Below are 26545 nucleotides of genomic sequence, written 5' to 3'. Positions count from 1 at the left end.
CGGGTGCGGGCATACTCGTTCGTCCTAGCCTCGATCAGGGACGCCCAGATGCTCTACGCCATCCTCTGCTACAACTCCGAAGAGATCGTCTATTCCTGGAGCCAGGAAGAGGACGACAAGGTCATGGCCGACCTCGACGTCGTCCATCAGAAGCTGCACGCCCAGGGCCGCCTGGGCCCCTCGCTGCGCCTGCTTCCCACCACCGCGGCCACCAGCCTGCACCGCGAGGGCGGCCTGATCACCGACGGCCCCTTCGTGGAGACCAAGGAGCAGCTGCTCGGCTTTTACGTCCTGGAATGCAAGGACCTTGAGGAGGCCATCGAGACCGCCAAGGAGCTCACCAAGGCCAACCCCGGCTCGGGCGGCGGCTACGAGATCCGCCCGATCCGCCTCTTCCTGCCGGGCGGCGACGTGGCATGAGCGACCTGGCCTGGATCGAGCAGGCGATCACCGCCGCCCGGCCTCAGGCCGTCGGCGCCTTGCTGCGCTATTTCCGCGACCTCGACACCGCCGAGGAGGCCTTCCAGAACGCCTGCCTGCGGGCGCTGAAGTCCTGGCCCGAAAACGGCCCGCCCCGTGACGCCGCCGCCTGGCTGATCATGGTGGGCCGCAACGCCGCCATCGACCAGGTCCGCCGCCAGGCCAAGCAGGCGGCCCTTCCGCCGGAGGACCTGATCTCCGACCTCGACGACGTGGAAACCCCGATGGCCGACCGGCTGGACGGGGCGCACTACCGCGACGATATCCTGCGGCTGCTGTTCATCTGCTGCCATCCAGATCTGCAACCCACCCAACAGATCGCCGTCGCCCTGCGGATCGTCTCGGGGCTTTCCGTCAAGCAGATCGCCCGCGCCTTCCTGGTGGGCGAGAGCGCCATGGAGCAGCGGATCACCCGGGCCAAGGCCAAGATCGCCCGCGCCGACGTGCCCTTCGAGACCCCGGGCGCGGTGGAGCGCTCCGAGCGGCTCGGCGCCGTGGCGGCCATGGTCTACCTGCTGTTCAACGAGGGCTATTCGGCCGGCGGAGCGGAGATCGCCGCCCGCAGCCCACTTTGCGAAGAGGCCATCCGGCTTTCGCGCCTGCTGCTGCGCCTGTTCCAGGCCGAGCCGGAGATCATGGGCCTGACCGCCCTGCTGCTCCTGCAACACGCCCGTGCGGCGGCCCGCTTCGACGCCGCCGGCGACGTGATCCTCCTGGAGGACCAGGACCGCTCGCTGTGGAGCGCGCGCAACATCGCCGAGGGCCTGGCCCTGATCGACAAGGCCATGCGCCACCGCCGGCCGGGCGCCTATCAGGTGCAGGCCGCCATCGCCGCTTTGCATGCCCGCGCCGCCCGGTTCGAGGACACCGACTGGGCCCAGATCGACCACCTCTATGCGACGCTGGAGATCATGACCCCCTCCCCCGTCATCACCCTGAACCGCGCCGTGGCGGTGTCGAAGGTGCGCGGGGCCCAGGCGGCGCTGGACATGATCGAGCCCCTGGCCAATCGCCTGGGCGGCTACTTCCACTATTTCGGCGCCCGCGGCGCCCTGCTGCTGCAGCTCGGCCGCACCGACGACGCCCGCGAGGCCTTCAACCGCGCCATCGCGCTGGCCAATACGCCGGCCGAAGCGGCCCATATCCGCATGCACCTGGACCGACTGCAGCAGGACCACGCCAGGAGCGCCTGAGTCAGATGCAGCGAAAACGCCATTCGATGTCGGATCGGGGTCTCGCCATTCGTCCTGAGACCGTCGCGCCGCAGGGGCGCGCACTTGGAGCATCGCCATGACCCAGACCCTCGATCCCGTCTTCAAGGGCGTCATCCCCTATCTCAGCGTCGAGGGCGCGGGCGCCGCCGCCGAGTTCTACCAGAAGGCCTTCGGCGCCCAGGAGCTGCGCCGTATGCCCGCCGACGACGGCAAGCGCTTCATGCATATCCACCTGGAGATTAACGGCGGCTCCCTGATGCTCAGCGACGCCTTCCCGGAGAGCGGCTACGGCCATCAGCCCTCGCACAGCTTCACCATGCAGCTGGTGGTCGCCGACCTCGACAGCTGGTGGAAGCGCGCCGTGGACGCGGGCGGCAAGCCGACCTCCGAGCCGCAGGTGATGTTCTGGGGCGACTATTACGGCGCCATGGTCGACCCGTTCGGCGTCCACTGGGCCTTCAACCAGCCTGCGGAACAGCCAGCCTGAGGCCACGATGCTCCTTCCCCGCTTACGGGGAAGGAACACGCCGGAGCCTGTCGATTTCAGCCCCGCCCGTTCGTCGAGTTTGCAGGGTCGCGTCGGCCCAGCGTCACGAGAGACCGCCCATGCCCCGCTACCTGTTCAGCATCATCCAGCCCGACGGCCCCGCCCCGTCTGCCGAGTTCCTGGCCCCCATCATGAGCGACCTGGCCAAGGTCAACGCCGACCTCACCGCCGCCGGCGCCCGGGTGTTCGCCGCGGGACTGACGCCGCCCTCAGGCGCCAAGGTGCTGAAGCTGCAGGACGGGGAGGTCCAGGTCACCGACGGCCCCTTCGTGGAGGCCAAGGAGCAGATCGGCGGGTTCACGGTCATCGAGGTCGCCGACGAGACCGCCGCCCTGGCCTGGGGGGGCCGCTTCGCCAAGGCCATCACCCTGCCCATCGAGGTCCGCGCCCTGCAGCCGGAACACCCGACTGAGGATCAGTGTTCCCCGCCGCCCCGGAGCTTCTGGACCAGGTGCACGATGCCGACGATCACCGCCCCGGCCACCAGGCCCACCACCGCTGAACCCACCGCGAAGCCAAGCCAGCCGGTGATCGCGCCGACGCCGGGCGCCGCGCCCGCCCAATGGGAAAGACCCTCCACCAGGTGCGGGATCGCCATCCATCCGTAGTGCTCGAGGCCGTGCACCAGGATGCCGCCGCCGACCCACAGCATGGCCGCGGTGCCGATGGTCGCCAGGCCGGACAGCAGGACCGGCATGGCCTTCACGAGGCCCCGTCCCAGGGCGCGGCCGCCCCGTGTGCCGCCCTTCGCCAGGTGCAGGCCGATGTCATCCATCTTCACCAGCAGGCCCACCATGCCGTAGACGCCGACCGTGATCGCCAGGCCCACGACAGCCAGGGCAACGGCCTGGATCGGGAAGGGCCGCCCGGCGAGGTCGGCCAGGGCGATGAACATGATTTCCGCCGACAGGATCAGGTCGGTGCGGATGGCGCCGGCGACCTTCTGGTCCTCCAGGGCGGTGGAGCTGAGCGCCAGCTCCTCCATCTCCTCGCCCGCCTCGTGCGGCACGAAGGCCTCCAGGATCTTCTCGCCGGCCTCAAAGGCCAGATAGGTCCCGCCGATCATCAGCAGCGGCGTCACCAGCCAGGGCGCGAAGACGCTGAGCGCCAAGGCCCCGGGCAGCAGGAAGATGAACTTGTTGCGCAGGGAGCCCAGCGCGATCTTCCAGACGATGGGCAGCTCGCGGTCCGGGGTGAAGCCCATGGCGTAGCCGGGGGTCACGGCGGCGTCGTCCACCACCACGCCCACGGCCTTGGACCCGGCCTTGCCCGCCGCGCCGGCCACGTCGTCCACCGAGGCCGCCGCGATCTTGGCGATCGCCGCAACGTCGTCCAGCAGCGCCGCAAGGCCGGAAGCCATCGGTCAGTCCCTCAAAGGTTGATCCGCCTCCAATCGGTGAAAACAGCCGAGGTTCCAAGCGGAAACGCCGCGGCCATGACCTGGCGGGTAATGGCGCCGCTTCCGCCCGGCCCCTAGTCTGATCCCAGGTGAAACGGGAGGCGAAGCGATGTCGAGATTCTGGCGCAACTGGTTGACGGTCTGGGGCTGGGCGGTAGCCCTGTTCGGTCTGGTTCTGGCCGGGGCAGGGTTCGAGGTCACGAGCGGTCCGACCCGCCTGCTCTTCGATGTGCTGAACGGCCCCGAGGACCTGGTCCTGAACGCCCAGATGCGCTTCGCCCTCGGGCTGATGGGGGCCGTCACCCTGGGCTGGGCGCTCACCCTGCTCGTGACCTTCGACGCAGCTCACAAGTTGGGCGCGGCGGGCGGCCCGACCTGGCGCGGCGTGCTCGCCAGCGCGGTGGTCTGGTACGTGATCGACTCAGGCATCTCCGTCGCCACCGGCTTTGGCCTCAACGCGGTCTCCAACACCCTGCTGATGACCGGCCTGCTCACGCCGCTCATGGCCAGCGGCGTGCTGCGCCGGGCCTAGCCGTCCTTCCAGCCGCGCGGCCCCTGTCCGGTCCACCGCTTGAATGCCCGCGAAAAGGCGCTGCGGTCGGAAAAGCCCAGCAGGTAGGCGGTCTCATTCACCGACAGCCGCGCGAGGTAGGTCTTGGCGAGCTCCTGGCGCAGCTCGTCCAGCACCTGTTCGTAGCTCACCCCTTCGGCCTTCAGCCGGCGATAGAGGGTCGGGCGGCTGAGGTTCATGGCCCTGGCCGTCGCCGCCATGCCGGCCGCCCCCAGGTGGAGGCGCTGCATCAGCAGGCGCTCCACCTCGCCGCGCACCGTGCGGGTGGCCTCCAGCCGCGCCAGCAGGGCTTGCGCCCGGTCGTTGAAGATGCCGAACACATACTGGTTGGCGCCGTGGGTCTTCAGCGACAGCCAGGACGGCTCGATCCGCAGGGCGTTGCGCCCCGCGCCGAACACCACCGGCGCCTTGAGCACCGCCTCATAGGCCGCGGCATGGGTGGGCCTGGCATGGGTCACCTCCACCGCCGTCACGAAGGGGATGTCGCCGTAGCCGCGCGCGACCTCGCAGACAAAGCGGGCGAAGGTCTCCTCAGTGAGCTCCGGGAAGGCGTTCGGGTCGGGCCGACGGTCCTCCAGCCACAGGCCGCCGTCCTGGGGGACCAGTTCGAACCGCTCCCCGCCCCCCAGGTCCACCTCGGCGATCAGCCGCCGGTAGCGGTTCAACTGCTGCAAGGCCTCGCCCATGGTCCCGGCGGCGCGGCAGATCAGCCCCACCAGCGACACCTCCTCGAAGTTGGTCCCCGCCCCGAACCGCAGGCCGAGGTCCGGGGCCTCGCAGATCGCCTTGGCGGTCCGCATCAGGGCCACATAGCTCGCCAGCGGCACGCGATTGTCCCGGTCGGTCAGGGCGTCGGGCGCGATCCCCGACCGCGCCAGCAGTTGGGCCCGCCCAGCCCCCAGCGACACCGCGAAGTCCAGCAGCGCCCGGGCGTAGCCCGCCGAGACGGTGGGCGGGTCAGTGCGGTTGATCCCTGGGGTCACAAGTCTGGGTCCTGCGGTCATCGACGCTCCGGCGCGCGCCCCTAGGGTCGCACAAGGAAGCTTCACCGGCCGGGAGAGTAAAGTCATGTCCACCGCGCCGAAAGCCGAACGGCTGCTGCGGGCCTCAGCTGCCCTCTGGTACGCGGTCGCGGTCGCGGGGCTGTGGGCCTTTGGCGCCTACATCGCCGCCCTCTATGGCGCGGGCCTGGCGGGGGGCGACCTCAGCCGTTGGAACCGGGTGCTGCCCGACGGCCACGGCTATGTCGCCGGCGACATGCGGGGAAACCTGGCGCTCGGCGCCCATTTGGCGACGGCCTTCATCGTCACCCTCAGCGGCGGGCTGCAACTGGTCCCCCAGATTCGCGCCCGCGCGCCCTGGCTGCACCGGTGGAACGGACGTCTGTTCGTCGCTGTCGCGGTCGTGGCGGCGACGAGCGGCCTCTTCATCGCGCTGACCCGCGGCGCGGTGGCGGGGACCTACATGACCGTCGGCAACGCCCTCAACGCCGCCCTGGTCCTGACCTTCGCCGCCCAGGCCTGGCGCACGGCGCGAGCGCGGGCCTTCGTCAGCCACCGGCGCTGGGCCCTGCGCCTCTTCGTGGTGATCAACGCCGTCTGGTTCTACCGACTGGGCATGATGCTGTGGTTCGCCGCCAACCAGGGCCCGGTGGGGCACACCGCCGCCTTCGACGGCCCCTTCGACATCTTCCTGGCCTTCGCCCACGTGCTCCTGCCCCTGGCGATCCTGGAGCTCTACCTGGCGGCCGGAGCGCGGGGCGGCGCGCGCGCCAAGGGCGCCATGGCCGCGCTTCTGCTCGTTCTCAGCCTGGCGACGGCCATGGGCGTCCTGCTGGTGGCGATGGGGATGTGGCTGCCGCGTCTCTAGTCCCGACGCCCGGGGCAAGCCCATTTCGCCACGCGTGGCATGGGGACTCATGAGCCCAAGCTCCGCCTTGCGGAATTGACAAGGCGGTTCGCCGAGACGACCTTCACTCGACCTGAGGGGGTGAGGATGCGCATCGCAGTCATAGCGATCATGGCGTTGGGGCTGGGGCTGGCGGTCGCCGGACAGTCCCGGGCTCAGGGGTTCCTGGCCAACATGCTGGCCGACCTGCGCATAGGCGCGGACCGGACCAAGGAACTGGACAGCCGCAACAGCGCCCTCGTCAAGCCGTTCGACCCCGACCTCCTTACCGGACCAGCCAGCGCCGGAAACGGCTACGCAGGAAGCGGCCTTCGCGTCCCGGGGACGCCATCCCTGATCCCCCTGACCCCCGGATCCTTGATCTGCAGAACCGACCTCGGCTCCTGCAACGTCAATGTCGTGGCCGCCGCTGGCCAGGCCTGCTGGTGTCCCACCAATGAGACTTTCGCCACCGGAAAGGTCGTGGCCCCGTGACCGTCCGCCTCGCCCTCCTACTGACCGCCACCGCCGCGCTGCTGGCCAGCTGCCTTACTGTCCCCGGCGTCTCCGTCCCCGGCGTGAACGATAGCCCGCCCACCGCCGCCCCCCTGTGCCGGACACCGGTGGGTCAGTGCCGAATCAACGCCTATGCCGCGCCGGGCGCCTCCTGCTGGTGTCCCACCCGCCGGGGGAGCGCCGCCATCGGCGAGGTGGTCCTGCCATGAAGCCCCCAGCCCAGGCCGAACCCGGCGGCGCCCTCAGCCGGCGGGGTGTACAGGTCATCCTGTTCATCTCGGTTCTGCTGGTGCTGGCCGCCCTGATGGCCATCTGGACCACGCGCCCGGCGCCGCCCCCCACGACGCCCGCCACCCCCACCGCATTCGAGCGTTGTTGGAAGGATCAACTGGCTCCGGTTCCGGTGATGGAGCAGACCCCCGACCTCGTCGATCGGGTCTCGTCGGTCTGCTACAACCACGCCTACCGCGCCCTGCTGCTGGATGACTTCCGCATCCGCCGCACCGCCTATGTGCAACAGCAGTTCCAGGGCAACGTCATGCTGTGGATGGTGGTCGCCATCACCCTTTCCGGGGTGGCCCTGGCCGGCCTCCAGCTGCTGGCCGCCTCGCGCCTGGCCGCCACCGGCCAGGCCAGCCTGGCCTCCGATGGGGTGCTCAGCCTGGAGCGTGGGAAGATTTCCCTGCGCTCCTCGGTCACCGGCCTGCTGATCCTGGTGGTCTCCCTCGCCTTCTTCGGCATCTTCGTGAACTGGGTCTACCAGCTCTCCGAGAACACTCCGGAAAAGGCGCCGCAACCGGTCGCCCAGAAGGCCCAGCAGATGCTGCAGGGGCTTGGCGGCGTCGGGCCGCCTCCGGGCGGCATGCCGATCGCCAAGGGAATGTGACCGCCTGGACCGCCACGCTAGGCGTTGAACGTCACCCAGGTCGCGGCCGGCGCCGGGGCGTCTTCAGGAGGATCAGTCGCCCGCCACAGCCCTCCTGCCTCCCTAGCGCCAGTCGTCAGGCCCGGGCGGGTCCATCGGCGGCTGGCCGCCCTGCCGGATCGGGGCGTCCGGCCGGGTCCAGAAGGCGCCGGTGTGGGCGTTGTCGCTCCGGTGGAGGATCACGCTGGCGGGATCGAAGTTCACGAACATGCGGGCGTTGACCGCGCGGATCGTCGAGGGTTGGTCCAGGGCGGTGTGGTGGGTGACGCAGCCGCAGGCCTTGCAGCGCCAGAAACCGATCCACCGGTCGCCCCAGATATAGGCCTCAACCGCGTCCTCGCCCTGGACGAGCTCCACGCTGAGCTCGGTCTTGCCGATGGGATCGGAGCGGTAGGCCCAGAGCACGCCGTAGCGGCGGCAGATCGAACAGTTGCAATCCAGCACCCAGGCCGGCGCCGGCTCCAGGATGATACGCACGGCGCCACAGTGACAGGCGGCCCTGACCATCGGCAGCTCCTTCTCTCGACGAGGCTCAGCCCCAGCGCGCGGCCGCCTCGTCCCGCAGTTGCCGCTTGAGGATCTTGCCAGAGGCGATGCGTGGCAAGGGTTCGGTGGCGAAATGGAAGTATCGGGGGATTTCGAACCGGGCCAGACGCGGCTCGAGGAAGGCCCGCAGCTCGGCCTCGTCGATGGGCGAACGGGCATGGATCGTCGCCCCCACCTCCTCGCCCAACCGTTCGTCCGGCACGCCGTAGACGCTGGCCTCCAGCACCTCGGGATGCTCCAGGATCGCAGCCTCCACCGCCCCGCAGCCGATGTTCTCCCCGCCGCGGATCACCAGGTCCTTGATGCGGTCGACGATGTAGACGAAGCCGTCCTCGTCCACATAGGCCACGTCGCCGGTGCGCATCCAGCCGTCGACAAAGGTCTCGGCGTTGGCGTCGGGCCGGTTCCAGTAGCCGCGCATGATCGAGGCGCCGCGGATCTGCAGCTCGCCCCGCGCCATGCGGGGTTGCTCAACGCCCGCCTCATCGACGATGCGGATGTCCAGCACGCCTGACACCCGCCCCGAGCTGGCCGGATGGGCCAGGTAGTCGGCGCCGGCGATGCTGGTGCCGATGGCGTTGGTCTCGGTCATGCCCCAGCCGGTGTTGGGGGCGGCGTTGGGGAAGGCCTTGTCGATGGCGCGGACCTGTTCCGGCGCGCGGCTCGCCCCGCCCCCGCCGACGGCCATCAGCGAGCTCAGGTCACGGCCCTCGCGCCTCGCGATCTCCACCAGGTCTCCGGTCACCGCCGGCGGGCCGTTGAAGCCGGTGATGCGCTCGCGCTCAATGATCTCGACGGCGCGGGCCGGGTCCCACTTGTACATGCAGACCAGGCGGCGCTGGGCGCGGAAGCTCTGCAGCAGGCTGACATGCAGGCCCGAGACGTGGAACAGCGGGATCGAGAGCAGCGCCGCCGGCTGCGGTCCGCCCACCACGGGCGCGAACCCGGCCAGCATGCCCGCCTGGGCGTCCAGCTCCCAGGACAGCAGGGCCGACATGATGTTGCGGTGGGTGGAGACCGCCCCCTTGGGATGCCCGGTCGAGCCTGAGGTATAGAGCATGATGGCGTCGTCGTCGGGGCCGACCTCGCGCGCCGGCGGCGCCTCACCCGCGCCGGCCATCACCTCGCCATAGCTGCGCACGCCCGCCGCCAGGGGCGAGGTCGCCCGCACCGCGATCACCGACAGGCCCTCGGGCTGCGCCTCGCAGGCCGCCAGCCGGTCCAGCCGCTCCTGGTCGGCCAGCAGCAGCTTGGCGCCGGAGTCCTTCAGCCCGTATTCCATCTCGTGCGGCTGCCACAGGGCGTTCATCGCCACCGCGATCGCCCCGATCGAGGTCGCCGCCATGAAGCCGAGGATCCATTCCGGATAGTTGCGCATGGAGATGGCGACCCGGTCGCCCTTGCCCACGCCATAGTCGGCCACCATCGCCGCCGCCAGCCGCTGCGACTGCGCCCACGCCTGTTCGAATGTCAGCCGCTCGTCCTCATAGACGATGAACGGCAGGTCGCTCCGCCCGGCTTCGAACAGGGCTCGCAGGTTGACCGGCGCATTGGCGAAGGCCCGCACCCGGCGGCCCAACGCCTCGATCTCGGTCAGCTCATAGGGCAGCCCCTGGCCAGTCAGCTGCGCCAGCGCCTCAATCCTGTTCACGTGTCTCACATCCCTGAAGTCGCCCGAACTGGCGCCGAGCCAAGTGCGCGCTAGGCGCCAGAGTTCGAGAGCGATGTCCAGTCGGCGTAGCCCTTGGGCGCCCGCCAGGTGACCGTGAGGCCGCGATAGCGGGCCCTATGGGCGGCGAAGCGCTGCGATGAGTCGATCACAGCGTCAGCTTACCCTATGACGGGGTGTTCAACGCGCCACCGGAGATCCAATGGGCCACGTCAAACGGTATCTCCCCCTGTTGCTGCTGCTGGTCGCCGTCGGCGCCATGTTGGCCAGCGGGGTCACGCGCTACATCAGCCTCGAAGCGCTCCAGGCCAATGAGGCCGCCCTGCGTCAGCTGGTGACGGAGCGGTTACCCCTCGCCCTGGCGGCCTTCGTGGTGATCTATGCCGTGGCCACGGCGGTCAGCCTGCCGGGCGCCACCATCCTGACCCTGACGGGCGGATACCTGTTCGGAACCTGGCTGGGCGGAGCCGCCACGGTTATAGGCGCCACCATCGGTGCGGTGCTGGTCTTCTATGCGGTGAGGACCTCCCTCGGCCAGACGCTTCGGGATCGCGCGGAAGCTTCCGGGGGCCGCCTGAAGGCGGTGATCGACGGTGTTCAGGCGGGCGCCTTCGGCTACATCCTCACCCTGCGTCTGATCCCTCTTGCCCCGTTCTGGCTGGTCAACGTGGCCGCCGCCCTGGCCCATGCGCCGTTGCGAGCCTACGCCCTGGCGACGTTCTTCGGCATCATGCCCGCCACCTTCATCTACAGCGGCATAGGCGCCGGCATCGGAGAACTGTTGTCCCGGGGAGAGACCCCCGATCTGGGCGTGATCTTCGAGCCGAAGATCCTGCTGCCGCTGGTCGCCCTCGGCCTCCTCTCCCTCGGGACGACCCTGTTCCAGCGGCATCGCGCCAGATCGGGCCCGGCGCTATGAGCAAGATCGCAAAGATGCGGGCCGATATCGTGGTCATCGGCGCCGGCTCTGGCGGGCTTTCCGTCGCCGCCGGCGCGGCCCAGCTCGGCCTGAAGGTCGTACTGTTCGAAAAGGGCGAGATGGGTGGGGACTGCCTCAACTATGGCTGCGTCCCCTCCAAGGCCCTGATCGCCGCCGCCACCGCCGCCCACGACGCCCGCCCAGGTGGCCGGCTTGGTGTGACGACCGAAGGCGTGACGGTCGATTTCACCCGCGTGATGGCCCACGTTCACGCCACCATCGCCACCATCGCCCCGGTCGACAGCCAGTCTCGGTTTGAAGGCTTGGGGGTCACCGTGGTGCGCGAATCCGCCCGGTTCGTGGACGCCCGCACCGTGGCCAGCGAAAGCGTCCGGGTCGTGGGTCGCAAGATCGTCGTGGCCACCGGGTCGCGGGCCGCGGTTCCGCCGATCCCGGGACTCGATCAGGTCCCTTATCTCACCAACGAGACGGTGTTCGACCTGAAGGCGCTGCCGGAACGGCTGATCGTGCTTGGCGGCGGGCCTATCGGGATCGAGCTGGGCCAGGCCTTCCGCAGGCTGGGCGCCGAGGTGGTCATCATCGAGGCCGGCGAAGTCCTCGGCCGCGAGGACCGCGGCGCGGCCCAGGCCGTCATCGACCAGCTCGAGGCCGACGGGATCGAGCTGCTGGGCGGACACAAGGCCGTGCGGGTGGAGGCGGGGCCGACGGTCATCGTGCAGTCCGAGGCGGGCGAACGCGCCATTACAGGCTCCCACCTGCTGGTGGCGGTGGGCCGCCAGCCGGCCTTGGAAACGCTCGACCTCGATCGTGCGGGGGTGGCCTACGACCGCAACGGCATTCGAACCGACAAGTCCCTGCGCAGCAGCAACCGTCGGGTCTACGCCGTCGGGGACGCTGCCGGCCGCGGACAGTTCACCCACTTGGCCGGCGCTCATGCGGGCCTGGTGGTCCGCCGCGCGATCTTCGCCCTGCCCGTCGACGCCGACGACCTACAGGTCCCAAGGGTGACCTATGCGGACCCTGAACTCGCGGCCATCGGGATCAATGAGGACGAGGCGCGCAAGGCCCACGGCGACAGCATTCGGGTCGAGACGTTCGAATTCACCGACAACGACCGGGCCCAGGCGGAGGGCGACACCCGCGGCTTCGGCAAGCTGGTCACCACCAGCAAGGGCAAGGTGCTGGGCGTCACCATCGTGGGGCGACATGCCGGCGATCACATTCACATCTGGGCGCTGATGTTGTCGTCGCGGCTGAAACTCAGTCAGATGACCAGCGCCATCGCGCCCTATCCGGTCCGCAGCGAGATCGGCAAGCGGCTGGCCGGCCAGTGGTACACACCGGCCCTGTTTTCCGACCGGACACGGATGCTGGTGTCGATCCTCAAGCGGTTCGCCTGACCCGCGCGACAAACCCGACGTCCAGGCGGCGCTTGAGCCACAGGGCGCTGCGCCCCTGCCACCAGAACCGTCCGCGCAGCGCCAGGCCCGAGCCGTCGCCAAGGTCCATGATCGAAAGCCACCGCCGCTGCGGAAGATAGGGCTCGAGGCCGCCGGCCGCTGTCGCCGTGAGGTTGCACAAAAGGGTCGGCGCGGCCCGCACGCCGAAGACGCCGGCCATCGGCCTAGGCTCAAGGTCGATCACGCCGCAGTCGCCGGCGGCGAAGACACCCTCGTCGTTGATCGACCGCAATTCGGGCGTGACCCGCAGGCGTCCGCGGCCGTCCACCGGCAATCCCAGGGCCGCGATGATCGGCGCAGCCTCCAGGCCGGTGGCCAGCACCAGCATGTCGCAGGGCCGCTGCGCGCCCTCTGACAGCACACAGTGGTCACCCGCCCGCACCAGGACCTCGCCCGGCAGGACCACCACGCCGCGCCGAGCCAGGGAGCGCGTCAGCCGGGTGATCGGCGCCGCCGGCGCCCAGCCGAACGCCGCGCCCACCAGGCTCACATCTGGAACCACGCGGTGACGCTCCAGAAGCCCGGCCAGCGCGGCGGCGATCTCAAATCCCGACGGTCCGCCCCCGGCCACGACAACGCTGGGAGAGCGGCCCCTGGCCCGCAGGAACCTTTCGATCGCGCTCCGGAGGTCAAGCAGCCTGTCCAGGGGCTTGGCGGTCCAGACGCCGGGATCCGCCGCCAGGCCCCGGCGGTCTCGGGTGACGCTCCCCACATTGAGGGAGAGCCGGTCAAATTCGTGTTCTGTCCCGTCGTCCAGGATCAGGCGCCGCCGGGCCAGGTCGATGTCCGACGCCTCGCAGGCAAGGTAAGCCACCCCCAGTCGCGCCGCCAGCGCGCCCACGTCGACGCGCGCCGCCGCCACCTCGAGGGCGCCCGAGAGCACGCCGGTGGCCAGGCCCGAATAGTGGAACTGACGCGGCGCGATCAGGGTCGGCTCGACACCGGCCGCCCGCAGGCGATCGAGGTGGTGGATGATGTGCAGATGCGCATGGCCCGCGCCCACCAGGGCCAGCCTGCGGACCCCCGTCACTGCCGGTCGGACCTCACCCCTTCGCCAACCGCTTCGACAGCCCCGCCAGATAGGCCTCGATACGGGCGGCGTTGGCCCCCAGATCGCTCAGCCCCACCCGCGAGGTGGAGCGCACATCAACGAGCGAACCCTCGCCGTCGGGGGCGCGCCGGACACGCACGGCCACGTCGTCCTTGAAGCCGAACCAGAAGGTCTCCGCCGTCGCCTCGATCACCCCCGAGCTCGGCGCACCGGCCGCGAGCGTCCAGCCCTCGGCGCGGGCCTGCGCCTGCGCGGCGTCATAGGTCGCAGCGGGGGTCGCCGACACCGCCAGCGTCTTGACGGCCGGATAGGCAGCCTGCCCGACCTCGCCCAGGGTCCGTGGGCCCAGGGCCGCGAACTGCGGCGCCTGATAGGGCTTCAGCGTCGACATCTTCGCACTCAGCGCGTTGACCGGATTGGCCCCCTGCGCCTGGCGGTCCGCCAGCACCCTCGCCGAGTGGATCGGCGGGTCGACCACGTTGGTGGCGATGTCGTGGATCGGCGGAATGGCCGCGCCCCGCGCCCGCACCGTGGCCAGGTAGCCGCCCCCCAGCGCCGGGATCAGCAGCGCCGCCAGGGCGATGGCCCAGCCCCGCCGGGGCGCGCGGACCAGGCAGGCGATCAGGGCGATCAGGGCCAGGGCCAGGCCGATCCCCAAAACCGGCAGGGCGAACTTCGCGATCAGCACCCCCAGTCCGAACTGCCAGGGCCACAGGCCGAACTTCACCCCCAGGGCCGCGGCCATGAAATAGACGGGGATCAGCAGGGAAACGGCCAGCGACAGCCGCGCAAGGTTAAATCTCATGATCTCGGCCCCGGGTTTCCATAGTGCAGTTGGAAGGGCGACGGGGTCTGCCGTCAACCAGGCAGGCGCGTCGGTACGATCTAGCGGTCTTGGCGGAACTCGGCCCGGGCGATCAGACTCCTCTGAACCACGGTCAGCAGGCACAGGACCGTGAACAGGCTGGCGATCACCGGGAACGCGGCGGGAAACAGGCACATCAGCACGAAGGCCGCGATGGTCTCGGCGCCCTCGGCCAGGCCGGTGCTATAGAAGAAGCTCTTGGCGCCGTGGCTCACGCTCTCCAGCCCGCGCTTGGCCGCCAGGGTCGCATAGGCCAGGAAGCTCACGGCGGTCAGGGTGAAGCTGGCCACCAGGGCCAGGGCGTAGGGCAGATGCGCCGGCTCGGCGAGCCCGAACCCCAGGGGTACGGCCAGGTAGAAGACGTAGTCGCACAGGATGTCGAGATAGCCGCCGAAGTCCGTGGGCCGGGTGGCCCGCGCGATCGCCCCGTCCAGGCCGTCCAGCAGCCGGCTCAGCGCGATCAGCGCCAGCCCCGCCAGCGGCTGCTGCAACCCGATGGCCAACCCCGCCACGCCGCCCGCCACCGCGCCCGCCACGGTCACCTGGTCGGCCGTGATCCCCCGCCGCGCCAGGGCCAGCCCCAAGCGGTTCAGCGGCGGATCGATCCACGGTCGCAGCTTTGAATCGAACATCGCAGAGGCCCTATCCTGAGAGGTGCGCCCGTCAGGTTTCCCCGCTTCGCCGCCCGCGGCAGGCGTCCGAGCAGTAGCGAACCTCGTCCCACACCTTCGCCCACTTCTTGCGCCAGGTGAAAGGCCGCCCGCACACCGCGCACAGCTTGGTGGGCAGGTCGGCCTTGGCCACGCCCTTCACAGTCGTCCCTCGCGCATGGCGGTCAGGTGGTGCTGCGCCTGATCCCGCAGACCGGCCTGCCGCTCGACCCCCATCCTATCCCAGGTGGCATAGACGAAGGGCATGCGGGCGTTGTGGCTGAACCGCTCGCGGTGGCGGGCCATGAAGTCCCAGTAGAGGGCGTTGAACGGGCACGCCCGGTCCCCGACCGCCACGGTGGGGTCATAGGCGCAGCCCTGGCAGTAGTTGCTCATCTTGCGGATATAGGCGCCGCTGGCCGCATAGGGCTTGGAGGCCAGCACCCCGCCATCGGCGTGCAGGGCCATACCGAGCGTGTTGGGCGCCTCGACCCACTCATAGGCGTCGGCATAGACCGCCAGGTACCACTCGTGCACCGCCTTGGGCGCCAGGCCCGCCAGCAAAGCGAAGTTTCCGGTGATCATCAGCCGCTGGATGTGATGCGAATAGGCGTGGTCATAGGTGTGGGCCAGGGCCTCGCGCACGCAGGCCATGCGCGTCTCGCCGCTCCAGTAGAACCAGGGCAGCGGCTCGTGGGCTTCGAGCGCGTTCTGTTCCAGATAGCCCGGCATGAACCGCCAGTAGACCCCGCGCACGAACTCCCGCCAGCCGAGGATCTGGCGGATGAAGCCCTCGGCGGCGTTCAGCGGCGCCTGGCCCTCCCGGTAGGCCGCCTCGGCCCTGCGGCAGACCTCAAGCGGATAGAGCAGGCCCGCATTGATATAGGCCGCCAGCAGGGAGTGGCGCAGCCAGGGCTCGCCCGCCACCATGGCGTCCTGATAGTCGCCGAACCCCGGCAGCACATGGGCGATGAAGTGGTCCAGCTCGCGCAGGGCCTGGCGCCGCGTCACCGCGAAGTGGAAAGGCTCCAGCCGCCCATAGCCGTCCGGGAACCGCCGCCGCACCAGCTCCAGCACCTCGCAGGTGATCGCATCCTTCTTGAAGCTCAGGCGCGGCGGAGACTTGAGCCCCGCTTTGGGCGGCTTGCGGTTCTCCGTATCAAAGTTCCAGCGGCCCCCGGCCGGCTTGCCGTCCGGCTCCATCAGCACCTCGTGGCGCTTGCGCATCTCGCGGTAGAAGTACTCCATCCGCAGCTCGCGCCGGTCGCCAGCCCAGGCGTTGAACGCGTCGTGCGAGCACAGGAACCGCGTGTCGGGCAGGATGTCGAGTTCGACCGGCAGGGCCAGCTTCAGCGCCTCGAACCCCTCCCGCAGCCGCCACTCCCCCGGCTCGGTGACCACCACCCGGTCAGGCGCCAGGTCCGCCACCGCCCGCAGGATCTCGCCCTGCAGGCTCTGGCTGTTCCCCGCATCCTCCAGCGCCACATAGCGCACCTGATACCCCGCCGCCCGCAGGGCCTGGGCGTAGTGGCGCATGGCGGAAAACAGGAAGGCGATCTTCTTGACGTGGTGGTTCACGTACGACGCCTCGGCCATCACCTCGGCCATCAGGAAGACGTCGTGTTCCTTGTCGGCGGCCGCTACGACCGCCAGCCGGGTGGAGAGCTGGTCGGCGAGGATGACGCGGAGGACCGTCAAAGGCGCTAACCTGCCTTGCGGGTTGAGGTGTGCGGCGCCGACTCATGGGTGCAGTCAGGGATCATGGCGCCTCGCGCGGTTGGAAGACCGAAGGCCTACGTACCGGTGAACCGTGCTCCCGTCGCGGTGTCTTCCCCGTCTCGCCCGCTCCCAACACCGTCATCCGAGGCTTGCGCCTAGGACCCCTCTGTCGGCGCTGCTGCGACCCAGGACAAGGCCGGGACACCGAACCGCTCCCCGAGCGTCCGGCCCTCTGAGACGCATCCGCGCACCTGTGCTACACTGCAACCTCGACCTTCACCCGGAGGCGCGCCATGCACGCCGACATCGCCCGTCAGGATTTTGCGTCGCTCTGCCGACGCCACGGGGTGGCGCGGCTGGAGGTGTTCGGGTCGGCCGCGCGGGGCCACGACTTTGATCCAGCCCGCAGCGACGCCGATTTTCTGGTGACCTTCGCGCCCGGCTTCAAGCTGGCGGCGTTCAGCGACCTGAAGGCCGATCTGGAAGCCCTGCTTGGCCGCCCCGTGGATCTGGTGGAGCGCGAGGCCGTAGAGGCCAGCCGCAATTTCATCCGCCGCCGCCGCATCCTGACCGAGGCCCAGGCGGTCTATGGTTGAGGCCGATCGTGACGCCGCCCTTGTGCTCGACATCCTGATCGCCGCCCGCGACGTCGGCGCGTTCCTGGGGGACCTCGACGAGGCTGGTTTCATGGTCAGCCGCCTGCATCAGAATGCAGTGATCCGGTCGCTGGAGGTGATCGGCGAGGCGGCGGGCAAGGTTTCAGAGGACTTGCGGGCGGCCCATCCCGAGGTCGCCTGGCGCGAGATCACCGGTATGCGTCATCGGCTGATCCACGGCTACGCCGAGGTGCGTCTCGACGTGGTCTGGGCAGTGGCGAGGGACCATCTGGAACCCCTGATCGCGGCGCTGGAACCCTTGGCGCCCGAGGCCGAGTAACCCCTACCCCACCTTCCCCGTAGACCCCCGCACCACCAGCTGCGGCTGCACCTCGTGGGCGTCCGCCCGCTTCTCGCGCAGGGCGTTGGGCACCAGCATCTCGCCGGCCATCCGGCCCATGTCGCGCAGGGGCAGGCGCACCGATGTCATCGGCGGCCAGAGGCGCACGGCGATGGGGGCGTCGTCGTAGCCCACCACCGAGACGTCCTCGGGGATGCGCAGGCCGGCTTCGCGGGCGGCGGTGTAGACGCCGGTGGCCATCTCGTCGTTGAGGCAGAAGATGGCCGTGGGGCGGGCCTCCAGGGCGAACAGCTCCAGGGCGGCGTTGACGCCGCTCTCATAGGTGTAGGCGCCGATCTTGGCGAGATCGGGGGACAGCGTCAGGCCGGCTTCGGCCAGGCCTTCCTCGAAGCCCTTCTTGCGCTCGATCGAGGAGCGGAAGGTGGGGGGCCCGGAGATCAGGGCGATGCGGGTATGGCCGAGGTCGGCCAGGTGGCGGGCGGCCTGGGCCGCGCCGCGGCCGTCGTGGCTGACCAGCATGCGGTCGGGTTCGTCGAGGGCGACGGAGCCGATCCGCACATAGGGGACGTCCAGCTCGCGCAGCAGGGCGGCCAGTTTCTCGTCCTCCGACACCGGCGAGGGCAGGACCACGGCGAACAGTTTCTGGCGCTCCACGAAGTCGCGCATGTCGGCCAGCAGGCGGGGCGAGTTGCGGTCCACCGGGCGAACCACCAGCTCGAATCCGGAGCCGGCCATGGCGTCCAGCAGGCCCTGCTGGTGGCTGATGGTGTGCTGGGGGTTGGGGTTGTCGTAGATCAGCCCCACCAGGAAGGAGCGGCGGAAGGCCAGGCCGCGGGCCTGCGGATCGGGGACGTAGCCCGTCTCGCGCATGATCTCCAGGACCGCCTTGCGGGTCTCCTCCTTGACGAAGGGGCTCTCGTTGATGACCCGGCTGACCGTCTTCTTCGACACCCCGGCCAGGCGGGCGACGTCGTTGATGGTGTGCCGCTTGGTCTTGTCGGAGCCTGGATCGCGTGCCGCCACGGGGGAAATGTCCTCATTCTTGTCCCGGTGTCATAACCCGCGCCGCGGCGTCGCGCCAAGCGGACCTGTCGGGGGTCCGATCAGGCCGACGAGTTACTCCTGGCCCCGAGCTTCGACAACGATCCGGGGCCCGCCTCTAGGTGCCCCGCGCCTTGGTCCCGGAGTCCAGCACCTCGGGCCGCCTGGGGGTCATGTCGTCCAGGCTCCAATCGGCCTCGTTGAAGGGCCGCCGGGTGGGGGTCTGGGTAGGATAACCGTGCAGGTCGTTCTCGGAATCGATGATCCGGCCACGCCCCTCGGCCACGTCGGCGATCAGGCGGACGTCGTCATAGTCGCGGTCCCAGGGACGGGCGCCGGCGGTCATCAGCACGCTCTGCTGCACGGCGGTGGCGGGCATGGGCTCCAGGCCCTGCGGCCAGACCGGCGGGGTCTTCACCTCGATGATCCTGGCCGGCGAGGTGGTGTAGCGCCCGAGCATGGGCAGGGGCCGACCGATGCTGTCCACGGCGATGTTGTCGCGGGCGTGGTACTCCACGTCGCCATAGCCGCCGAGCTGGAAGAAGGCGATCTGGTCGACCGGGGTGTCGATCCCGGCCCGCAGGGCGTTGCCCACCGCCACGATCTTGCCGACCTGGAAGGGACGGCTGCCCCACTCTTCGGCCTGCAGGTTGTAGTGCACCGCGCGCTGGCCTGGATCGTAGATCAGGTTGTTGGCCATCACCGCGTGGACCCCGCCCTTGAACAGCGCGCTGCGCTCGTAATTGTGGGCGTACAGATTGCCCACGATCAGCAGGTCGGTGACGTTGTCATGGACCAGGGTGCCCTTGGAATGCTCGATCTTGTCGTGGGTCGAGTGGGCCAGGCTCTCGGCGATGATGTTGTTGGAGAAGGTGATGCGGCGGCTGGTGCCCGCACGCCATTCCTCCGGCGTGTTCCCGGTGAATCGGGGGCCTGAGACCGAGAGGTTCTCGTCGCTGGCCCAGGTCAGGGTGCAGTGGTCGACGATGATGTTCCAGGCCGCGCCGGCGGTGGAGATGGCGTCCTCGTTCCAGCCGCTCTTCTTGGCCTGACCGGCCTCGCCGGGGCGCACGCGGATGTGCTGGATCACCACGTCGTGGCCGCCGATATCCATGCCGCCGCGGATCAGGGTGACGCCCGGCGAGGGCGCCGTCTGGCCCGCGATGGTCAGGAAAGGCTCGGTGACCTTGATGGTCTTGCGATCCAGGTCGATCACACCGCCCACCTCGAAGACCACGATGCGCGGCCCCTTGGCCTCCACGGCCTCGCGGAGGGAGCCAGGGCCGTCGCCGGCAAGCGTCGTGACCTTGATGATCCGGCCACCGCGCCCACCGGGGGTCGTCGCCGCCCAGCCCTGCGCGCCCGGAAAGGCCAGGGGCTCTGCGGCTTGGCCGGCGCCGGCGGCCAGCAGGATGGAAAGCGCCGCGGCGATGGCGAGACGGATGCCCATGAGGTTCTCCCTGATGTCCCCAAAATTGCGAATTTGGGACTTGATTTGAAAATGACACCGGTTTCCTCTAGAGACAACAGCGCCTTTCGGGGGCGAGGGAGTGGGGAGGCGATTCCGCGTGAGCGTTCCGGCGGCAAGCACGGCCGATGGCTTTCCCACGGACGACGTGGCGGCGCGGTTCGTCCGCGCGCGCCTGTCGGCCGCCGCCCTTCCAGACTTTCCCGGCCCCGTGCCCAGCGACCTCGCCACCGGTTATCGCGTGCAGGACGCGGCGCTTGCGCTGTGGCCTGACGAGGTGGTCGGCTGGAAAGTCGGGCGGGTGCCGCCCGAACACGAGGCGCGCCTGAACAGCAACCGCATCTGCGGCCCGATCTTCGCCAAGTCGCTGTGGCACGTTAAGCCCGGCGAGGTGACCCCCTTCCCGGTCTTCGAAGGCGGGTTCGCGGCCGTGGAGGCCGAGTATGTGGCGCGCATCGCCTTCGACGCCCCGGCCGACAAGCTGACCTGGACCGCGCAGGAGGCCTCCGACCTGATCGCCGCCCTGCACATGGGCATGGAGCCGGCGGGCAGCCCGCTGGCCAGCATCAACCTCCTGGGCCCCACCGTGGTGGTCTCCGACTTCGGCAACAACGCCGGCCTGATGGTGGGGGCGGAGATCGCCGACTGGCGCGAACGCCGGCTGGACGATCTGCGCTGCGAGACCGTGATCGAGGGCAAGGTCGTGGGCCAGGGCGGCGCCTTCATCCTGCCGGGCGGGCCGGTGGAATCCATCCGCTTCCTGGCCGAGCACACCGCCCGGCGCGGCCGTCCGCTGAAGGCCGGCATGTACATCTGCACCGGCGCGGCGGCCGGCATCCATGACATCGCCGCGGGCGAGAAGGGCGCCGTGCGCTTCGAGGGCTACGGCGAGATCGCGTGCGTGGCCTACCCGGCCAAGCCCGCGACCTGACGAGACAATCTCCCGCGCTCGGCGACGGCGCGGGGGTTCAAGAGATGTCGCCAAGGCGAAGAAACAAAAGGGCGTTCTGTCCATGACCACCACCACCGACACCGGGCCCGCCGCCACGGCGGACGGCAAGATGACCCGCCGCCGCTGGGTGATCTGCGCCCTGCTCTTCACCGCCGTGGTGATCAACTATGTCGACCGGCAGATGCTGGGGGTGCTCAAGCCCTTCATGTCCGACGAGATGGGCTGGAGCGAGACCGACTACGCCGACATCGTCTTCTATTTTCAGGCGGCATACGCCGCCTCCTACCTGCTGTTCGGGGCCTTCGTGGACCGGGTGGGCGCCAAGATCGGCTACGCCACGGCCTTCATCATCTGGCAGCTGGCCCATATCGCCCACGCCGGCGCCAGCACCCTGAACCAGTTCTTCCTGGTCCGCGTCCTGCTGGGGATCGGTGAAGGCGGCAACTTCCCCGGCGGGGTCAAGGCCGTCACCGAGTGGTTCCCCAAGAAGGAGCGCGCCTTCGCCACCGGGATCTTCAACGCCGGCGCCAATATCGGGGCGGTGATCACCCCCCTGGTCGCCCCGATGATCATGCTGGCCTACGGCTGGCGCGCGGCCTTCATCATCACCGGCGTGATCGGCATGCTGTGGATCGTGGCCTGGCTGGTCATGTACCGGTCGCCGGAAAAGGAGCCCAAGGTCAACGCCGCCGAGCTCGCCCACATCCGCTCCGACCCCGAGGATTCCGACCAGAAGGTCAGCTGGCTGAAGGTGGCCACCAAGCGGGAGACCTGGGCCTACGCGCTGGGCAAGTTCCTGATCGATCCGGTCTGGTGGATGCTACTGTTCTGGCTCCCGGACTACTTCAAGAAGACCTTCGACCTGAACGTCACCACGTTCGGCCTGGTGCTGGCGGCGGTCTATCTCATCTCCGACGTCGGCAGCGTCGGCGGTGGCTGGATGTCCTCGCGGCTGATGAAGGCCGGGCGCAGCCTGAACTTCTCGCGCAAGATGACCATGCTGGTCTGCGCCTTCGCCACCCTGCCCTACTTCTTCATCACCCAGATCGACGACCTGTGGACGGCGACCGCCGTGGTCGGCCTCGTGGCCGCCGCGCACCAGGCGTTCTCGGCCAATCTCTACACCCTGCCCGGCGACGTCTTCCCCCGAAGCGCCGTGGGTTCGGTCATCGGCATCGGCGGCATGCTGGGCGGGATCGGCGGCATGGTGATGGCCAAGTCGGTGGGCCAGGTGCTGGAGTCCGCTGGCGGCTATGGCCCGATCTTCGCGGTCTGCGGCTGCATCTACTTCCTGGCCCTGCTGTCTGTGCACCTGCTCTCCCCGAGGATGGCCCCGGCGAAGGTTTAGGCGGAGGCCGCTTCTGGGGGCCTATCACGAGGCCTTGTGATCCGCCGGCGCCGTCTCAAGTTGACGCAGGCGTCATTTTCCGCCAATGGCAGGTCAACCGGAGGAACGGACATGAGCGACGGATCGATCGACCTGAACAGCGACGTGCGCGCGAAAGTCTACGCCACGCCTCTGGAACTGCTGGATCCGGCCCAGCCCGAACTGTTCCGCCAGGACGCGCACTGGGCGATCTTCGAGCGCCTGCGCAAGGAAGACCCGGTCCACTACACCGCCGAGCACGAGTTCGGCCCGTACTGGTCGATCACCAAGTACAACGACATCATGACCGTGGACACCAACCACGAGGCCTTCTCCTCCGAGGGCGGCATCACCATCGCCAATCAGACGGCCGGCGAAGGCCCCCTGCCGATGTTCATCGCCATGGACCCGCCCAAGCACGACGTGCAGCGCAAGACGGTCAGCCCGGCGGTCTCGCCGATGAACCTGGCCATCCTGGAGCCGCTGATCCGCGAACGCGCCAGCAAGATCCTCGACAGCCTGCCGATCGGCGAGGAGTTCGACTGGGTCGACAAGGTCTCCATGGAACTGACCGCCATGACCCTGGCGACCCTGTTCGACATGCCGCAGGAAGACCGCCGCAAGCTGACCTACTGGTCCGACGTGGTCACCGCGGCGCCGGGCCAGGGCCTGATCGACACCATCGAGCAGAAGATGGAGATCTTCGTCGAGTACCACGCCTATTTCACCAAGCTGTGGAACGAGCGGGTCAACGCGCCCCCGGCCGGTGACCTGATCTCCATGCTTGCCCATGGCGAGGCCACCCGGAACATGGAGCCGCGCGAGTACTTCGGGAACGTCGTGCTGCTGACCGTCGGCGGCAACGACACCACCCGCAACACCATCACCGGCTCGGTGCTGGCGCTGAATCAGAACCCCGACCAGTACAGGAAGCTGCGGGAAAACCCGGGCCTGATCCCGTCGATGGTCTCCGAGACCATCCGCTGGCAGACCCCGCTGGCCCACATGCGCCGCATCGCCACCCGCGACTTCGACATCGGCGGCAAGACCATCAAAAAGGGCGACAAGGTCGTCATGTGGTACGTCTCGGGCAACCGCGACGACGAGGTGATCGAGAACCCGAACGCCTACATCATCGACCGCGAACGTCCCCGCCAGCACATCTCCTTCGGCTTCGGCATCCACCGTTGCGTGGGCAACCGCCTGGCCGAACTTCAGCTGAAGATCATCTGGGAAGAAATCCTGGCGCGTTTCCCCGACATCCAGGTCGTCGCCGAGCCGAAGCGGGTCTATTCCAGCTTCGTGAAGGGCTACGAGAGCATGAAGGTGATCATTCCTACCCGTTATTGATCACTGCCAAATTCTGACAGTATCGCGCAATAATCACGCCGCCCCCCAATCTGGGGGCGGCGTTTTGCTGTCCCGCCCGCCGGCGCAAATTCTTTTCGCGGTCGGGCCTTCCCGTGGTCAGGTTCAGATAACGTCGCTTCGTCAATTCCCGGCTTTAGGGAGGTGAATGTTGGTAGAACGTTGTTTTATTGACATGCGCGCGCAAGAGTATGGTCAATTTTCAACTGACAACGGGTGAGACGGTTACCCAAGGTCAAGCGCCGCATTGATTTTACACACAAATTCACCTCTATCCGAACGCCGTTCGAGTCTGCTATCTCGAAGTATTGCCGCCGAGAGCCGTACAAGAGCTCCGGACGCGTTGGGAGGTACTAGGATGAAGAATTCTCTGCTTATGCGGAGCGCGCTGGTCGCCGGCGTCTCCGCCGTCGCTCTGGCTTCGGCCGGTTCGGCCATGGCGCAAGCGGGCGCCGCTCCGTTCATGATCGAGGAACTGGTGGTCACCGCTGAAAAGCGTGAAGCCAGCCTGCAGGACGTGCCGGTGGCGATCACCGCCTACACCAGTGAAAAGCGCGACCTTCTGGGCGTCGCCACTGTCGAGGACCTGGCGCGCGTCAGCCCCAGCATGGCCTACACCAACAATGACCGGATCTCGATCCGCGGTTTCGGACGCCTGACCAACTCCATCGGCACCGACCCGTCGGTGGCCCTGTATTCGGACGGTATCTTCTCCAACTCGATGTCGGACGCCTCGACTCCGTCGCTGTTCATCGAGCGGACGGAAATCCTGCGCGGTCCGCAGGGTACGCTTTACGGCCGGAACTCCATCGGCGGCGCCATGAACATCATTTCCAAGCGCCCCACGGACATCTTCAACGGCGAAGTTCGCGCCTCGGTCGGCAATTACGGGACCTGGACGACCCAGGCCCTGCTGCGCGGCCCGATCACCGACGGCCTGCGCTACTCGATCGGCGGCTCGCTGGAACGCCGCGATGAAGGCTATATTCACAACAATGGGCCGGGCGGGGACACTAGCGCCGTAAAGCGCTACTTGATCGACGCTCAGATCGAAGCTGACCTCGGTGAGAACATCACCGCCCGCCTCAGCTACCGGAAGATCGACTGGGACGACAGCTACGGCGTGGGCAACATCCACGAAGCCGTGGTCAGCCCCTACGACACCACTTCGGTCGTCGGTCTGGGCAACTCGGCCCTCTACTACAACCCGACCCTGGGCTTCGCCGGCGTCAATCCCTCGACCGCCGACCGCTACACCATCGCGATGAACGACACCATGGAGGGCAAACTCTCCGATCACCACCGCCTGAACTTCGACATGACCTGGGATCTGGGCGGGGCGACCCTGAAGTACATCGCGGGCTATCAAGCCTACGTTTACAACACCAATGGCGACGAGGACCGCTCCTCGAGGTCGGGCCTGTTCAACGTCTCCTCGGTGACGCCGTTCGGCGCCTACACCGCCAGCAACGTCTCGCCGCGCGAGCGCTTCTTCTACCAGGAGAAGCAGAAGTGGTGGTCGAACGAGATCAACCTGTCCTCCAACAGCGATGGCCCGCTGTCCTGGATCGGCGGCATCTATCAGTATCATCAGGAATACTCTCAGCCGCAGGGCCTGCGCGTCCTCGGAGATCCGACGGTTCAGAACCCGATCAACCTGGCGACCGGCGGCGCAGCAGCGCCCAACCCGAACGGCAACTACCTGTTGGTTGACGGCACCCTGCAGGTCGACTCCTACGCCGCCTTCGCCCAGATCGAATACAAGCTGACGGAGAGCCTCACCCTCCAGGCCGGCCTGCGCTACACCACCGACGACAAGACTGGCACGGACTTCGCGCGCTATGTCTCGCGCAGCCCGACCACCACGACCGTGCTGCGGTCCGGCGGCGTGCCGCTCGTCGCCGCCGGCGACCTCGCCGTCGACTTCACCACCTTCGTGGTCTGCGGCGGCCCGACCATCGCCAGCTGCGCGGCCAATCCCCTCTATTCGAACCTGACCCAAGTCGCGACCGGCGGCCTGAGCCGCAAGATGGCGGCCGACTACCAGGCCTGGTCCGGGACGATCGGTCTGCAGTGGCAGCCGGACTCTGACACCAACGGCTACGCTCGCTACAGCCGCGGCTACAAGTCCGGGGGCTGGATCGCGTCGAATGGTCTCTCGCCGTCCCCCTATGCCGATCCGGAATACGTGGACAACTACGAGATCGGACTGAAAAAGACCTTCGGTGGTCGCGTTCAGGTGAACTCGTCGATCTTCTACGCCGACTACAAGGGCTTCCAGGCTCCGCTCACCGTGGTGCTGAACTCGACGACCGGCTCTACGGGCACGCAGTTCCTGAACCTCGACTCCATCAACTGGGGCCTGGAACTTGAAGCGCAGTGGGCGCCGATCGAAAACCTCTCGATCTTCGGCAGCTACGCCTATCTGAACACCGAACTGCAAACCGGCTGCTGCTTCGTCGATACGGCCGATGCGAAGGCCCTGAAGGCCGGCGCACGTCCCACCGGCGTGGTCTTGCCCAATGGCAGCCGTCCGCAGACCCTGGTGGGCAATCACCTGCCCCTGACGCCTGAGAATAAGTTCAACCTGGGCGCCAACTACACCTTCGACTTCGACGCGGGCAGCCTGACGCTCGGCGCCACGGCCACCTATACCGGCGACCAGCAGGTCACGATCTTCGCCCAGGACGGCTACACTTCGCCTTCCAACACGGTGGCGGATGTGCGGGCCCTGTGGAAGGACACCGCGGATCGCTTCACCATCATCGGCTATGTCAAGAACGTGACCGACGAGGTGGCGATCCAGAGCTCGACCATCGGCTCGCCGTCCTCCAGCGGCAACCAACGCCAGACGCAGAAGCTGAACTTCCCGCGCACCTACGGCGTGGAAGTGCAATACCGCTTCTAAGCCGCGGACTGAGAACGACAACTGGGGCGGCGCCGATTTCGGCGCC

Annotated in this window: 27 protein-coding genes and 1 pseudogene; 17 read left to right on the top strand and 11 right to left on the bottom strand. The window is 68.5% G+C overall.

Going from position 1 to position 26545, the window contains the following annotated elements:
• The first annotated feature begins 48 nt into the window (after positions 1-48).
• The 4 genes and pseudogenes from OCL97_RS09670 to OCL97_RS09655 form a co-directional block, all read left to right on the top strand.
• Positions 49-420: a YciI family protein gene (locus tag OCL97_RS09670; RefSeq protein WP_304783130.1), complete on the top strand. Its 372-nt coding sequence runs from the start codon at positions 49-51 to the stop codon at positions 418-420.
• A complete protein-coding gene (locus tag OCL97_RS09665; protein WP_377369691.1) occupies positions 417-1673 on the top strand; it encodes an RNA polymerase sigma factor in 1257 nt (418 codons plus the stop codon). Before OCL97_RS09670 ends, OCL97_RS09665 begins: the two co-directional genes overlap by 4 nt.
• A 97-nt stretch (positions 1674-1770) precedes the next feature.
• Complete coding sequence (locus tag OCL97_RS09660; RefSeq protein ID WP_377369689.1) at positions 1771-2181, top strand: VOC family protein; 411 nt, start codon at positions 1771-1773, stop codon at positions 2179-2181.
• Between the two features lie 119 nt (positions 2182-2300).
• A pseudogene (locus OCL97_RS09655) lies at positions 2301-2573 on the top strand (YciI family protein); the annotation flags it as partial.
• 83 nt (positions 2574-2656) lie between these two features.
• On the opposite strand, the gene OCL97_RS09650 reads toward OCL97_RS09655, so the two are convergent.
• Complete coding sequence (locus OCL97_RS09650) at positions 2657-3601, bottom strand: DUF808 domain-containing protein (protein ID WP_377369687.1); 945 nt, start codon at positions 3599-3601, stop codon at positions 2657-2659.
• Between the two features lie 148 nt (positions 3602-3749).
• Between OCL97_RS09650 and OCL97_RS09645 the strand changes: the two genes are divergently transcribed.
• Positions 3750-4172, top strand: coding sequence for a hypothetical protein (locus OCL97_RS09645; RefSeq protein ID WP_377369685.1), 423 nt, complete (start codon positions 3750-3752; stop codon positions 4170-4172).
• On the opposite strand, the gene OCL97_RS09640 is transcribed toward OCL97_RS09645, so the two are convergent.
• Entirely contained in the window at positions 4169-5215 is a 1047-nt protein-coding gene (locus tag OCL97_RS09640) for an AraC family transcriptional regulator (protein ID WP_377369683.1), read from the bottom strand. The two genes, OCL97_RS09645 and OCL97_RS09640, sit on opposite strands and share 4 nt — an antisense overlap.
• 64 nt (positions 5216-5279) lie before the next feature.
• Between OCL97_RS09640 and OCL97_RS09635 the strand changes: the two genes are divergently transcribed.
• The 4 genes from OCL97_RS09635 (at position 5280) to OCL97_RS09620 (ending at position 7500) form a co-directional block, all read left to right on the top strand.
• The gene (locus OCL97_RS09635) at positions 5280-6080 is read left to right on the top strand and encodes a DUF2306 domain-containing protein (RefSeq protein WP_377369681.1); all 801 of its coding nucleotides are present in this window, start codon (positions 5280-5282) and stop codon (positions 6078-6080) included.
• 126 nt (positions 6081-6206) lie between these two features.
• On the top strand, positions 6207-6593 hold the full coding sequence (locus OCL97_RS09630; RefSeq protein ID WP_377369679.1) for a hypothetical protein: 387 nt from the start codon (positions 6207-6209) through the stop codon (positions 6591-6593).
• Entirely contained in the window at positions 6590-6823 is a 234-nt protein-coding gene (locus tag OCL97_RS09625; RefSeq protein WP_377369677.1) for a hypothetical protein, read from the top strand. Before OCL97_RS09630 ends, OCL97_RS09625 begins: the two co-directional genes overlap by 4 nt.
• Complete coding sequence (locus OCL97_RS09620) at positions 6820-7500, top strand: hypothetical protein (RefSeq protein ID WP_377369675.1); 681 nt, start codon at positions 6820-6822, stop codon at positions 7498-7500. Before OCL97_RS09625 ends, OCL97_RS09620 begins: the two co-directional genes overlap by 4 nt.
• 102 nt (positions 7501-7602) lie before the next feature.
• On the opposite strand, the gene OCL97_RS09615 is transcribed toward OCL97_RS09620, so the two are convergent.
• Together OCL97_RS09615 and OCL97_RS09610 are read right to left on the bottom strand one after the other, a co-directional pair.
• Positions 7603-8046: a GFA family protein gene (locus tag OCL97_RS09615; protein ID WP_377369673.1), complete on the bottom strand. Its 444-nt coding sequence runs from the start codon at positions 8044-8046 to the stop codon at positions 7603-7605.
• A 25-nt stretch (positions 8047-8071) separates the two neighbouring features.
• Positions 8072-9736: a class I adenylate-forming enzyme family protein gene (locus OCL97_RS09610; RefSeq protein ID WP_377369671.1), complete on the bottom strand. Its 1665-nt coding sequence runs from the start codon at positions 9734-9736 to the stop codon at positions 8072-8074.
• A 220-nt stretch (positions 9737-9956) separates the two neighbouring features.
• On the opposite strand from OCL97_RS09610, the gene OCL97_RS09605 reads away from it, so the two are divergent.
• Both OCL97_RS09605 and OCL97_RS09600 read left to right on the top strand, forming a co-directional pair.
• The gene (locus OCL97_RS09605) at positions 9957-10673 is read left to right on the top strand and encodes a TVP38/TMEM64 family protein (RefSeq protein ID WP_304783179.1); all 717 of its coding nucleotides are present in this window, start codon (positions 9957-9959) and stop codon (positions 10671-10673) included.
• On the top strand, positions 10670-12094 hold the full coding sequence (locus OCL97_RS09600) for a dihydrolipoyl dehydrogenase family protein (RefSeq protein ID WP_377369669.1): 1425 nt from the start codon (positions 10670-10672) through the stop codon (positions 12092-12094). Before OCL97_RS09605 ends, OCL97_RS09600 begins: the two co-directional genes overlap by 4 nt.
• Here OCL97_RS09600 and OCL97_RS09595 read toward each other — a convergent pair.
• The 5 genes from OCL97_RS09595 to OCL97_RS09575 form a co-directional block, all read right to left on the bottom strand.
• Complete coding sequence (locus OCL97_RS09595; RefSeq protein ID WP_377369667.1) at positions 12078-13184, bottom strand: NAD(P)/FAD-dependent oxidoreductase; 1107 nt, start codon at positions 13182-13184, stop codon at positions 12078-12080. The genes OCL97_RS09600 and OCL97_RS09595 overlap by 17 nt on opposite strands.
• Before the next feature lie 13 nt (positions 13185-13197).
• Positions 13198-14010 (bottom strand): DUF1499 domain-containing protein, encoded by an 813-nt coding sequence (locus tag OCL97_RS09590; RefSeq protein WP_377369737.1) that lies wholly within the window; start codon positions 14008-14010, stop codon positions 13198-13200.
• 80 nt (positions 14011-14090) lie between these two features.
• Positions 14091-14702 (bottom strand): CDP-alcohol phosphatidyltransferase family protein, encoded by a 612-nt coding sequence (locus OCL97_RS09585; protein ID WP_377369665.1) that lies wholly within the window; start codon positions 14700-14702, stop codon positions 14091-14093.
• A 31-nt stretch (positions 14703-14733) separates the two neighbouring features.
• Positions 14734-14874, bottom strand: coding sequence for a DUF2256 domain-containing protein (locus tag OCL97_RS09580; protein WP_457852594.1), 141 nt, complete (start codon positions 14872-14874; stop codon positions 14734-14736).
• A gap of 5 nt (positions 14875-14879) precedes the next feature.
• Complete coding sequence (locus tag OCL97_RS09575) at positions 14880-16418, bottom strand: cryptochrome/photolyase family protein (protein WP_377369663.1); 1539 nt, start codon at positions 16416-16418, stop codon at positions 14880-14882.
• 314 nt (positions 16419-16732) lie between these two features.
• Here OCL97_RS09575 and OCL97_RS09570 point away from each other — a divergent pair, with 314 nt between their 5' ends.
• Together OCL97_RS09570 and OCL97_RS09565 are read left to right on the top strand one after the other, a co-directional pair.
• A complete protein-coding gene (locus tag OCL97_RS09570) occupies positions 16733-17035 on the top strand; it encodes a nucleotidyltransferase family protein (RefSeq protein WP_377369661.1) in 303 nt (100 codons plus the stop codon).
• A complete protein-coding gene (locus OCL97_RS09565) occupies positions 17028-17375 on the top strand; it encodes a HepT-like ribonuclease domain-containing protein (protein WP_377369659.1) in 348 nt (115 codons plus the stop codon). Before OCL97_RS09570 ends, OCL97_RS09565 begins: the two co-directional genes overlap by 8 nt.
• A gap of 3 nt (positions 17376-17378) precedes the next feature.
• On the opposite strand, the gene OCL97_RS09560 is transcribed toward OCL97_RS09565, so the two are convergent.
• Together OCL97_RS09560 and OCL97_RS09555 are read right to left on the bottom strand one after the other, a co-directional pair.
• On the bottom strand, positions 17379-18419 hold the full coding sequence (locus tag OCL97_RS09560; RefSeq protein ID WP_304783206.1) for a LacI family DNA-binding transcriptional regulator: 1041 nt from the start codon (positions 18417-18419) through the stop codon (positions 17379-17381).
• A gap of 136 nt (positions 18420-18555) precedes the next feature.
• Positions 18556-19887: a pectate lyase family protein gene (locus OCL97_RS09555; RefSeq protein ID WP_377369657.1), complete on the bottom strand. Its 1332-nt coding sequence runs from the start codon at positions 19885-19887 to the stop codon at positions 18556-18558.
• A gap of 118 nt (positions 19888-20005) precedes the next feature.
• Between OCL97_RS09555 and OCL97_RS09550 the strand changes: the two genes are divergently transcribed.
• From OCL97_RS09550 to OCL97_RS09535, 4 genes are all read left to right on the top strand, one after another.
• Entirely contained in the window at positions 20006-20836 is an 831-nt protein-coding gene (locus OCL97_RS09550; RefSeq protein WP_377369655.1) for a 2-keto-4-pentenoate hydratase, read from the top strand.
• 82 nt (positions 20837-20918) lie between these two features.
• Positions 20919-22205 (top strand): MFS transporter, encoded by a 1287-nt coding sequence (locus OCL97_RS09545; RefSeq protein WP_305762834.1) that lies wholly within the window; start codon positions 20919-20921, stop codon positions 22203-22205.
• A gap of 111 nt (positions 22206-22316) precedes the next feature.
• Positions 22317-23573, top strand: a complete 1257-nt coding sequence (locus tag OCL97_RS09540) for a cytochrome P450 (protein ID WP_304783215.1) — start codon at positions 22317-22319, stop codon at positions 23571-23573.
• Between the two features lie 376 nt (positions 23574-23949).
• A complete protein-coding gene (locus tag OCL97_RS09535; RefSeq protein ID WP_377369653.1) occupies positions 23950-26499 on the top strand; it encodes a TonB-dependent receptor in 2550 nt (849 codons plus the stop codon).
• Positions 26500-26545 lie beyond the last annotated feature (46 nt).

This window comes from Phenylobacterium ferrooxidans, from assembly GCF_042714595.1.
Taxonomy (GTDB): Bacteria; Pseudomonadota; Alphaproteobacteria; order Caulobacterales; family Caulobacteraceae; genus Phenylobacterium; species Phenylobacterium ferrooxidans.
The sequence above is the reverse complement of the archived record's forward strand: the minus strand, read 5'-3'. Positions and strand labels throughout refer to the sequence as shown.

Bases quoted from the DNA above. Each gene is read 5' to 3' on its own strand.
- OCL97_RS09640 (WP_377369683.1), bottom strand. From the start codon at position 5,215: ATGACCGCAGGACCCAGACTTGTGACCCCAGGGATCAACCGCACTGAC.
- OCL97_RS09565 (WP_377369659.1), top strand. From the start codon at position 17,028: ATGGTTGAGGCCGATCGTGACGCCGCCCTTGTGCTCGACATCCTGATC.
- OCL97_RS09555 (WP_377369657.1), bottom strand. From the start codon at position 19,887: ATGGGCATCCGTCTCGCCATCGCCGCGGCGCTTTCCATCCTGCTGGCC.
- OCL97_RS09535 (WP_377369653.1), top strand. From the start codon at position 23,950: ATGAAGAATTCTCTGCTTATGCGGAGCGCGCTGGTCGCCGGCGTCTCC.
- OCL97_RS09630 (WP_377369679.1), top strand. From the start codon at position 6,207: ATGCGCATCGCAGTCATAGCGATCATGGCGTTGGGGCTGGGGCTGGCG.
- OCL97_RS09645 (WP_377369685.1), top strand. From the start codon at position 3,750: ATGTCGAGATTCTGGCGCAACTGGTTGACGGTCTGGGGCTGGGCGGTA.
- OCL97_RS09585 (WP_377369665.1), bottom strand. From the start codon at position 14,702: ATGTTCGATTCAAAGCTGCGACCGTGGATCGATCCGCCGCTGAACCGC.
- OCL97_RS09570 (WP_377369661.1), top strand. From the start codon at position 16,733: ATGCACGCCGACATCGCCCGTCAGGATTTTGCGTCGCTCTGCCGACGC.
- OCL97_RS09545 (WP_305762834.1), top strand. From the start codon at position 20,919: ATGACCACCACCACCGACACCGGGCCCGCCGCCACGGCGGACGGCAAG.
- OCL97_RS09540 (WP_304783215.1), top strand. From the start codon at position 22,317: ATGAGCGACGGATCGATCGACCTGAACAGCGACGTGCGCGCGAAAGTC.
- OCL97_RS09605 (WP_304783179.1), top strand. From the start codon at position 9,957: ATGGGCCACGTCAAACGGTATCTCCCCCTGTTGCTGCTGCTGGTCGCC.
- OCL97_RS09620 (WP_377369675.1), top strand. From the start codon at position 6,820: ATGAAGCCCCCAGCCCAGGCCGAACCCGGCGGCGCCCTCAGCCGGCGG.
- OCL97_RS09600 (WP_377369669.1), top strand. From the start codon at position 10,670: ATGAGCAAGATCGCAAAGATGCGGGCCGATATCGTGGTCATCGGCGCC.
- OCL97_RS09590 (WP_377369737.1), bottom strand. From the start codon at position 14,010: ATGAGATTTAACCTTGCGCGGCTGTCGCTGGCCGTTTCCCTGCTGATC.
- OCL97_RS09615 (WP_377369673.1), bottom strand. From the start codon at position 8,046: ATGGTCAGGGCCGCCTGTCACTGTGGCGCCGTGCGTATCATCCTGGAG.
- OCL97_RS09660 (WP_377369689.1), top strand. From the start codon at position 1,771: ATGACCCAGACCCTCGATCCCGTCTTCAAGGGCGTCATCCCCTATCTC.
- OCL97_RS09670 (WP_304783130.1), top strand. From the start codon at position 49: ATGCTCTACGCCATCCTCTGCTACAACTCCGAAGAGATCGTCTATTCC.
- OCL97_RS09635 (WP_377369681.1), top strand. From the start codon at position 5,280: ATGTCCACCGCGCCGAAAGCCGAACGGCTGCTGCGGGCCTCAGCTGCC.
- OCL97_RS09650 (WP_377369687.1), bottom strand. From the start codon at position 3,601: ATGGCTTCCGGCCTTGCGGCGCTGCTGGACGACGTTGCGGCGATCGCC.
- OCL97_RS09665 (WP_377369691.1), top strand. From the start codon at position 417: ATGAGCGACCTGGCCTGGATCGAGCAGGCGATCACCGCCGCCCGGCCT.